The sequence below is a fragment of the Paracoccus sp. SM22M-07 genome, assembly GCF_001887735.1.
Classification (GTDB): Bacteria; Pseudomonadota; Alphaproteobacteria; order Rhodobacterales; family Rhodobacteraceae; genus Paracoccus.
Window position 1 is genome coordinate 64,155 of record NZ_JPKW01000001.1, and the last position, 9,034, is coordinate 73,188.

Annotated in this window: 5 protein-coding genes and 1 pseudogene; 5 read left to right on the forward strand and 1 reads right to left on the reverse strand. The window is 61.9% G+C overall.

Annotated elements, in window-relative coordinates; all coding sequences use genetic code 11:
* Positions 1 to 69 precede the first annotated feature (69 nt).
* Positions 70 to 4,326 (forward strand): CheR family methyltransferase, encoded by a 4,257-nt coding sequence (locus tag IE00_RS00335; protein ID WP_072295085.1) that lies wholly within the window; start codon positions 70 to 72, stop codon positions 4,324 to 4,326.
* Positions 4,327 to 4,330: 4 nt separating this feature from the next.
* A complete protein-coding gene (locus tag IE00_RS00340; RefSeq protein WP_170864063.1) occupies positions 4,331 to 4,657 on the forward strand; it encodes a hypothetical protein in 327 nt (108 codons plus the stop codon).
* A 32-nt stretch (positions 4,658 to 4,689) separates the two neighbouring features.
* On the opposite strand, the gene IE00_RS00345 is transcribed toward IE00_RS00340, so the two are convergent.
* Positions 4,690 to 5,325 carry a hypothetical protein gene (locus IE00_RS00345; RefSeq protein WP_139291267.1) on the reverse strand — a complete coding sequence of 212 codons (636 nt, stop codon included), beginning with the start codon at positions 5,323 to 5,325 and terminating at the stop codon, positions 4,690 to 4,692.
* Positions 5,326 to 5,630: 305 nt separating this feature from the next.
* On the opposite strand from IE00_RS00345, the gene IE00_RS00350 reads away from it, so the two are divergent.
* The 3 genes and pseudogenes from IE00_RS00350 to IE00_RS19420 form a co-directional block, all read left to right on the forward strand.
* Entirely contained in the window at positions 5,631 to 6,065 is a 435-nt protein-coding gene (locus IE00_RS00350) for an enoyl-CoA hydratase (RefSeq protein WP_072295088.1), read from the forward strand.
* Positions 6,062 to 7,012: a cation transporter gene (locus tag IE00_RS00355; RefSeq protein ID WP_072295089.1), complete on the forward strand. Its 951-nt coding sequence runs from the start codon at positions 6,062 to 6,064 to the stop codon at positions 7,010 to 7,012. Before IE00_RS00350 ends, IE00_RS00355 begins: the two co-directional genes overlap by 4 nt.
* Positions 7,013 to 8,347: 1,335 nt before the next feature.
* Positions 8,348 to 9,034: pseudogene (locus IE00_RS19420) on the forward strand (IS3 family transposase); the annotation flags it as partial.

The window sequence follows — 9,034 nt, forward strand, 5'->3', positions numbered from 1 at the left end:
CGCAGATACCAGCTTGAATCACGCCTATCCCGGGGTGTAAATCCCTTTTGTCAACATGACCTAGCCTATGTGGTTATTATTCACCTCGCACCCGATCAGCCCAGTTCCCTCAGCGATATCCTAGCCTCCGTGACCGCCATGGGCGTCCATCAGGTCGCCGACAGCCCGAAATTGAAGCCGGACTGCGTCTACGTCATCTCTCCGGACCGCGAGCTGGTGGTCGAGGATGATCACGTCATGGCCCGCCCCTTCACCGATCCACGTGGCAAGCGGGCCCCGATCGACATGTTCTTCCGGTCGGTGGCGGCTGTGCGTGGCGACGGGCTGGCCGTCATCCTCTCGGGTGCCGGCTCGGATGGCGCGCTTGGAATACGCGACATGAAGAACGCCGGCGCGGTCGTCTTCGTGCAGGAACCTGCCGACGCGGAATTCGCGATGATGCCGTACAGTGCCATCTCGTCGGGTGCCGCCGATTTCGTGGCCCCGATCCCCCGCCTGGTCGAACGGATTGTCGAGGTGGTCCACAGCAAGGACGCAGTGCGATCGCTTTCGCAAGATGTCTCGCACCACTATCTGCAGCGGATTGTCAATCTGCTGCGCACACGGACAGGCCATGATTTTTCCAGCTATAAGCGAGCGACAGTCATGCGACGCGTGGCGCGGCGCATGCAGGTCACCCGCAGCGAAGGGTTCCAAGAATACGCAGACTATCTTTCGGCCAATCCCGAAGAGGCACAGGAACTGTTTGGCGATCTTCTGATCTCGGTTACCTCATTCTTTCGAGACCCCGGCGCCTATGATATTCTAGCGCGAGAGGGGCTGGGATCGGTCTTTGACAACGCAGATGAGGGCGGCATCCGGGCTTGGGTCGCCGGCTGTGCCACCGGCGAAGAGGCCTATAGCCTGGCGATCCTGCTGCTGGAGGAAGCGCAACGCAGACAGGTGACGCTGCCCATCCAGATCTTCGCCACCGATCTGGACGAGGGTGCGCTGGCCACCGCCCGCGAGGCGCGATACCCAGCAAGCATCGAGGCGGCCGTGGACCCCGACCGCCTGAGCCGATTCTTCATCAGGGAGGGCGCCCATTACCGGATCCGCAAGGAAGTGCGCGACCTGGTGCTTTTCGCGTCGCACAGCGTGGTCAAGGACCCCCCGTTCCTGCGGTTGGATCTGATCACCTGCCGCAATCTGATGATCTATCTTGAACGTCAGCTTCAGCGTGAGGTCTGCGCCCTGTTCGCTTATGGGTTGAAGCCGGACGGGCTGCTGTTCCTGGGGTCGGCCGAAACCATCGACGCCATTCCGGACCTGTTCGCGCCCGTCCACCGCGAAGCGCGTCTGTATCGGGCCCGCGCCAAGGTCGCGCGCAAGATACCGCTGATCACCCAGATGCCGGTCGAACATCGCCCGCAGGCCGTGATCAATCCTGCGATCGGGCGCGACAGGCCCCGCGACAGGTCCATCCCGTCGCTGCATCTGGATGCGATAGAACGGGCAGCCGCGCCCAGCATTCTTGTCGACCGTGATTTCCACGCCTTGCATCTGTCAGCCGAGGCGGGGCGCTTCCTGCGGCCCTCGGGCGGGCCGATCAGCACCGAACTGACCGATATGGTGCGGCCCGAGTTGCGTCTTGATCTGCGAACGGCCTTGCGCCGGGCCTTTGACCGCGGCGAAGCTACACTGACGATGCCGATCCCTGTCGATTTGGACAGCGGTCGATGTCAGGTACTGGTACAGGTGACACCGATCTCCGATCAGGACAGCGAACCTGCACGCCACGCGTTGGCCGCATTTCTGAACGCGGGTCCTGTTGACGACCTTTCCGAGGAGGGCAACGAGAACCCCTCGGCCGATGAGATCATCCGCCTGCGGGGATTGCTGAATGCCGCAGAAGCGCGGCTTCTGGCGTCACGGGCTGAGAACGAAACATCCATCCAGGACCTGCGGGTCGCCAACGAGGAACTGCAATCAATCAACGAGGAATACCGCTCGACCTCGGAGGAGCTGGAAACCTCGAAGGAGGAGCTTCAGTCGATCAACGAGGAACTGCAGACCGTCAATGCGGAACTGAAAAGCAAGTTGAAGGATGTGGGCGCCGCTCATAACGATCTGCAGAACATCGTGGCGGCAACCGATATCGGGACGTTGTTTCTTGACCGCAAGCTGCGCATACGCATGTTCACGCCCCGCGTCGCCGATCTGTTCAACATCACCAGCGCCGATGTCGGGCGTGTCATCAGCGATTTCACGCACCGGCTGGATTATCAGGGTCTGGCCGAAGATGCCGCCGAGGTTCTGCGTAACCTGGCCGCCGTCGAAAAGGAGGTCCGGGCAAGCGGCGACCGCTGGCTGAGCCTTCGGGTGCGACCCTATCGGACCATTGACGACCGGATCGAGGGCGTCGTCGTCACGCTGATCGACATCAGCGCATTGCGCGAGGCCCATGAGAGCATCAGGAACAGCGCCATAAGACAGCGTTTCCTGCTGGATCTGTCGGACCGGCTGCGTTCACTGACCGACGCGGATGAGATGAAGGCCGAGGCCTGCCGCCTGGTCAGGGCATGGTTGGATGTCGAGCATGTCCATTTCTGGAATGCCGATACCAAGAGCCTGCCACCCGTGCTGCGGGATCATCCCGTCGCCAGTCCGCAGGAAGACGAGGCGGGCCCTGTCGAATTCAATTGGGCCTTGGGCGCAGCGGTGGAGGGAGGCCATGTCGCCGTTCGCGATACGCAGAACTCGTCCCTGGTTCCCAAGGACAAGCAGCAATCCTTGGCCGAAGCCGGATTCGGGTCTTTCCTGGGGGTGCCGCTAACAAGGGACAATCGGCTTGTCGGCCTGTTATGCATCGGCGCCGAACAGGGCCGGGACTATCATTCGGGGGAAATCGACCTGCTGCGGGCCGTGGTCGACCGCCTTTCGGCGATGCTGGAGCGCTCTCATGCCGAAGCCGCGCAGCAGCGCAGCGAGATCCGCCTCCGCGCGCTGATCGACGCGACGGAGGATGTCCATTATCGCATGTCGCCCGACTGGTCCGAGATGATCGAATTGGTCAGCCAAGGGTTCCTGGCCGATACATCGGTCCCCGACAGGACCTGGCAGGATCGCTATATCCTGGCCGATGACAGACCGCTGGTTCAGCAAGCCATCCAACAGGCCGTGCGCACGAAATCACCCTTCCAGATGGAACATCGCGTCAGGCTGGCGGATGGCGGCATCGGCTGGACGCAGTCCCGCGCCGTCCCCATTCTGGACAAGCAGGGCCGGATACTGGAATGGTTCGGGGTGGCCCGTGACACGACCGAACAGCGGCAGGCGCAGCATCGACTGCAGGAAGCCCGCGATGCCCTTGCCCTTGCGACCCGTGCATCGCAACTGGGCTGGGGAACCTGGAACTTTGCCACCGGCGAGGCCGGGTGGGATGCGCGCGCGCGCGAAATCATTGGTCTTGCCGAGGATGAGGACACCATAGCCGCCTGGCTGGCACGCGTCCGCCCAGAGGACCAGCAGCGCATCAAGGACGAGGTGACGGCCAGCCTGCGCGAGGAGCGCCCCTTCGAACTGGTCTATGGCGTGATCCACCCCGACGGCAGCCAGCATTTCGTCCAAGGGACCGGCGACTTTCTTCGCGATCACGCCAGCGACCAGGCCCATGGTACGGGCCTGGTGCGCGATGTGACAGAACGGCGGCGTTGGGAGGAGTCTCAGAAATGGCTGATCGGAGAGTTGAACCACCGGGTCAAGAACATGCTGTCGATCGTCCAGTCCACCGCCCGGCAGACGCAGCGGACAACCGATAGCGTCGAGACCTTTGCCGATGCCTTCGACAAGCGTCTCGGCGCGATTGCAGGGGCGCATTCGATCCTGACGCGCCGCAACTGGAGCGGGGCCGAACTGGGCGAGCTGACCCGAGAAGCCCTGGCGTCCTTTTCGGATACGGCCCCTGGGCAGGTCTTTGTCGAGGGCCCGCCGGTGGACCTGTGTGCGGATGTCACGATATCCTTCGCGATGGCCTTGCACGAACTGGCGACGAACGCGGTCAAATATGGCGCCCTCTCGGTTCCGGAAGGGCGCGTCGATGTCAGGTGGCAGGTCCGCGACGGACAGCACGTGATCTTTGAATGGCACGAGCATGGCGGCCCCGCCGTGACGCCCCCGGCACGGCGGGGCTTTGGTTCGCGCCTGATCAAAGATGGCATCAGCATGGAACTGAGAGGCGAGGTGACACTTGAGTTTCCTGTCGAGGGCCTGCGATGCAAAGTGGAGTTCACGAATGACAGACCAAACCAAGCAAAGGTCGCTGAGGCTTCTGGTGGTCGAAGATGAATGCATGATCGCGTTCGAACTCAGCGACCTGCTGGAAGATCTGGGCCATCAGGTGGTCGGCATGGCTGCCGCCCCCGACCAGGCCCTGCGCCTGATCCGGGAACTGGACGGCCAGATCGACGCCGCAATGGTGGACGCCAATTTGGGCGGGCAATCTTCGACGCCGATCATCAGCGCCCTGGTGGCGGCAAAGGTGCCCTTTGCCATCACATCGGGTTATGATGCGAGAGAACTGGAAGCGCTCGGCATCGCCGGAATGCAGATCGTCAAGCCCTATACCCGGGATCAGATCAGCCGCAAGCTGCAGAGCCTGATCAGCACACGCGGTTGAGGACCGCGCGGCGATGAGGCGCTGTTTCACGGTCACAAGAGCGACGTCAAGCGTTCGGCGATCGGTCGCAGTTGCTTGGCAGAGCGGATTTGCCGCGTGTGCAGGGTCGTGGGGTGCAGATGCATTTGGCAGCCCTGACGCGTCGTCCGAAAGAGGCGCTTGGCTGCAACAATCGTGTAGTCGGCACTCGTGACTCCGACGGCGGTGATCTCGATATCGTAAATATCCGCCTGGTTCACACTGGCGGCGCCTTGGCGGGCACGCTCCACCAGATCAAGAACGCTTCCGATCTCGACAACCTCGCCCGATTTCAGCGGCCCCTGAAGCGTCGCGTTGCGGCCAAGATCATCCTCTTTGCGCTCGACCTCGACCCGATTGGCGACCGACATGACCTCTTCGCCTTGCTCCGTCCTGACCATCAGCATGATCTCAAGGACATAGATAGGTTCCAAGCCAAGATTGCTGACCAGCATTCGGCCCGACAGGTCGCGTGCGCCTCCCATGTGGATCAAAATCTCGGTGCGCGCCTGCCGCTTCAGGCCGGACATGATGAGATGCAGCCAGATGATCCAAATCAGGGCCGTCACCGCGGTCATGCTGACCTGAACAAGGCTGCGGTTGGCAGCAATCCAATCCCACATCGGTTTTTTCCCGCTTTTGCGGGCCAAGCAACAGGCAGGGCTGCACGATGTTCCCAAGCCTCCCGCCGTCGCGCATGTCCAAACAGCCTGTATGGCCATCTTTAGTCCGAAGAGCTTTGTTACATAACAATAAAACAGCCGACGCCTGCCAAGCGGCATCGTTCGACGTTCGACAAGGTCCGTACCGGCACCCCTGGCCGTTGCCACACTGCCGTTCAGGCTTTCCGCGATGACCTCTTTGCGGAAAAGACGCCGGCCCCCAGGAACAAAATCCCGCCGACGCAGTTGACAATGCCCCCCGAGACACCAAAACCCAAAGGGCGGATCACAGTTTGCGCCACGTCATCATTTTCGCAGCCGCTCTGCTGCTGGCGGCCTGTCAACTGCCGAAAGATCCCGAAGGAACCACAAGAGACGTCGAGGGCAAGGTCCTGATCGTCGGCACGTTCGAAGAGCCCCTGCCCTCCGTCGATCGCGAAGCTGTCGAACGGATAGCCGCCGAACTGGAAGCGCGGGTCGAGCTGCGCCCCGGCAACCCTCACCTGCTGCTGAACGAACTGTCGCATGGCGATGTGCACCTGCTGGCGGGCGGGATACCCTCGGACTCTCCGCTGGCCAAACACGCCGGCGCGACCAATCCCATCGGCCATGTCACCATAGGGCCGGACAGGGTCGAACGGGTGCTTCTGATCCGCCCCGGCGAGAACCGCTTTCTGTTCCGGCTGAACAAGGCCCTGCGGCCCCTGACGCGTGAGGCCCGCCAATGAATCGTTATCCCCCGCTGCCCGAACATATCACCACGCAGATCGCGCGGGCGCGGCGGCTAGAGTGGTGGACATTGTTCTGGCTGATGACGATCGTTGGCGTGATGTTCATGGTGATGGGCTCCAGCCAGGCCATGCAGGCGGCCTGGATAGAAGACATGCTGTCGCTGGTTCCGCCGATCCTGTTTCTTGTCGCGGCCCGGGTCGAACGTCTGCCACCCTCGGCCAGGTTTCCGTTCGGCCTGCATCGCATCGGCACATTGGCCTTTGCGCTGTCGGCCGCGACGCTGACAGCGTTGGGCGGCTACCTGGTCTATGATGCCGGCATGGTCCTTTTCCGGCAGGAGCATCCGACCATTGGCAGCGTCCAGATCCTGGGAGCCGAGGTTTGGCTGGGTTGGCTGATGGTCGCGGCCTTGGCCTATTCGATCGTCCCGCCCGTCATCCTGGGCCGCAAGAAGCTGCGCATAGCGCCGGATATCCAGGATAAGGTACTGCACGCAGATGCCGACATGAATGCCGCCGATTGGAAGACGGGCGCTGCAGGCATTTTGGGCATCATCGGTATTTCGATGGGGTTCTGGTGGGCGGATGCCGTCGCCGCGGGCCTGATTGGGTTCGACATCCTGAAGGATGGCCTGCGCAACTCGCGCATCTCAGTCGCCGAACTGCTTGACGGCGCGCCACGAAAGCTTGGCACGCCGGGCCGCCTGGAACTGATCCAGCGTGTCCAGAGCCGGTTGGAAGGCGAACCCAAGGTCAAGATCAGGGAAGCCGGGCGTTATCTGCACGTCGTTATCGGCGACGATGACGATCTTCTGCCAAGTGCCGAAGAGGCCAGGCACTTGGTTGGTGCAGAAGATGCCTGGCGCGTGGTGACGGTCAGTAGCCCCGGCAGCAGTGACAGTGCTGGCGCAGTTCGGTCGCCGCTTGCCCGCCCCGATCCCTGATAGGGGTCAAGGCGATTCCAAGGGTTTTGGAAAGGCTGCGGGATCTTTGCTGAGCCAATGACCCTTTGTAGGCCGGCTCCCGCGCCAGGCATCGTGACAACCGAAAGGCCTTCCCATGCCTTAAGCATTCACCCTGTCTACAACAGATCCTAGGCCGTGGACGGCCTCTGCCGGTGCCGGTGGACCAAACTGAATTCGTTCACCTTGGCTGCTCCGGGGGGCGTTCCCGTGGTGAATTTGACAGCAGCCGGTGGCGCATTCGCAGGTGCGGCGTCGGAGAGGTTAACCGTCTGCGCTAGCCCGGCAGATGCCAGAAAGCAGGCCGAGACCAGCATGGTCACGAACAGGCGATACAAGGTTTTCCCTTTCTGTGAATGCCTCAGCATGCGCCCAAATCAGCTAAGGACCAAGGCCTCAGCTTGCCCTGCACCGATGGTCTGCACGCGGAGGCATCAACGCTGATGGGGAAAGGCGCCAACCCCTACCCCATGCGCGAAAGGTAAGGCATCGTGCCATCGACGGCCGAAAAGCGAACCCGATCATCTGCGGCACGGCGGCAAGGATCGCGCGATGCGGTCAGGATTTCCTCGGCAATCGGGCCCGCCGCCAGTCGCACGCTTCTTGAATGGGCTGCACGGTGCAGATCCCTTGATATCCTCTGAACATGCGCACCAGACTGCCAGGTCGCAAAAACTAGACGTCTTCGCCTCGCTGACAAATATGGCTTTGCACCCGTAACGTCTTTGCGCGAGGGAATTGTCGCGTTTCCCCACACGTCTGGACGCGCTGCGTATGTCGACATTCCTTGCCCAAAACATCACAGGCTCAGCGCATCAGACCGGTATGATCATGCGTCCGCAAGGCGCAGACCGGCCCGTGGTGCGCGGGTCGGGTTTATTTCCCCTTGGCCGACAGCAATGCGATCCGCGCTTGGTTCCACTTCTCAATAGTTACAGGTGTACTGGTACAGCCGGAGGCCGCCGAGGGTCTTGTGCCGGCGCGCGAAGTTCTAGGTGGCCACGAAGTCCGCCTAGTGGGCCTGTCGCGTTTTGGTGCCGATCCTTTGCCTACGCGATGTATCGCAAAGGAGACGAAGCCCGATTGCAGTTGAGAAGGATGCGTTCCGCAGGGATGCGGTTCGGATAGCGCCGAGGAAGGGGGCTTTCGAGGCATCAGGTTGCGGGTGATCCGGTCAAAGCTTGTCGAGTTTGGTCATCTGGGTGAAGGTTTGCCGTCACTCTGATCGGTTTCAGCCAAGGATCGAGGGTATGGTCTGCCCCCTGAAAAGTGGTCCTCCCTGAGGTATGGCTTTTGAGCCATTTGGAGGATGCAGGAATGCCCCAGAAAAAGCACAAGCCGGAGGAGATCGTCGCCAAGCTCCGGCAGGTTGACGTGTTGGTGTCGCAAGGCCAGTCGGTGGCCGAAGCCGTGCGGTCGATCAGCGTGACGCAGTTCACCTACTATCGGTGGCGCAAGGAGTTCGGTGGGCTGAAAACCGACCAGGTGAAGCGATTGAAGGAGCTGGAGAAGGAGAATGAGCGGCTCCGGAAGGCCGTCTCTGACCTGACGCTCGAGAAGCTCATCCTTCGGGGTGAGGCCCATGGGCCGAACGCATCGGGAAACTTCTGAGCCCCGCCCGCCGCCGTGCTTGCATCGAGCATGTCAGGCAGAAGTTTCGGATCTCGGAACGGCTCGCTTGTCGCTTGCTCGGGCAGCATCGCTCGACACAGCGGAAAGTGCCGAGCGGACGGGCCGATGAAGACGTCCTGACGGCCGACATCATCGCGCTCGCCTCGCAATATGGGCGCTACGGATACCGCCGGATCACTGCCCTTCTGCGCGAGGCCGGTTGGGCGGTGAACGTGAAACGGGTCGAGCGCATCTGGCGGCGGGAGGGGCTGAAGGTCCCACAAAAGCAACCAAAGAAGGGTCGGCTCTGGCTGAACGACGGGTCATGCATCCGTCTGCGGCCAGAGCGTTCGAACCATGTCTGGTCCTACGACTTCGTCGAAGCCCGGACCC

Bases quoted from the DNA above. Each gene is read 5' to 3' on its own strand.
- IE00_RS00340 (WP_170864063.1), top strand. From the start codon at position 4,331: ATGATCGCGTTCGAACTCAGCGACCTGCTGGAAGATCTGGGCCATCAG.
- IE00_RS00355 (WP_072295089.1), top strand. From the start codon at position 6,062: ATGAATCGTTATCCCCCGCTGCCCGAACATATCACCACGCAGATCGCG.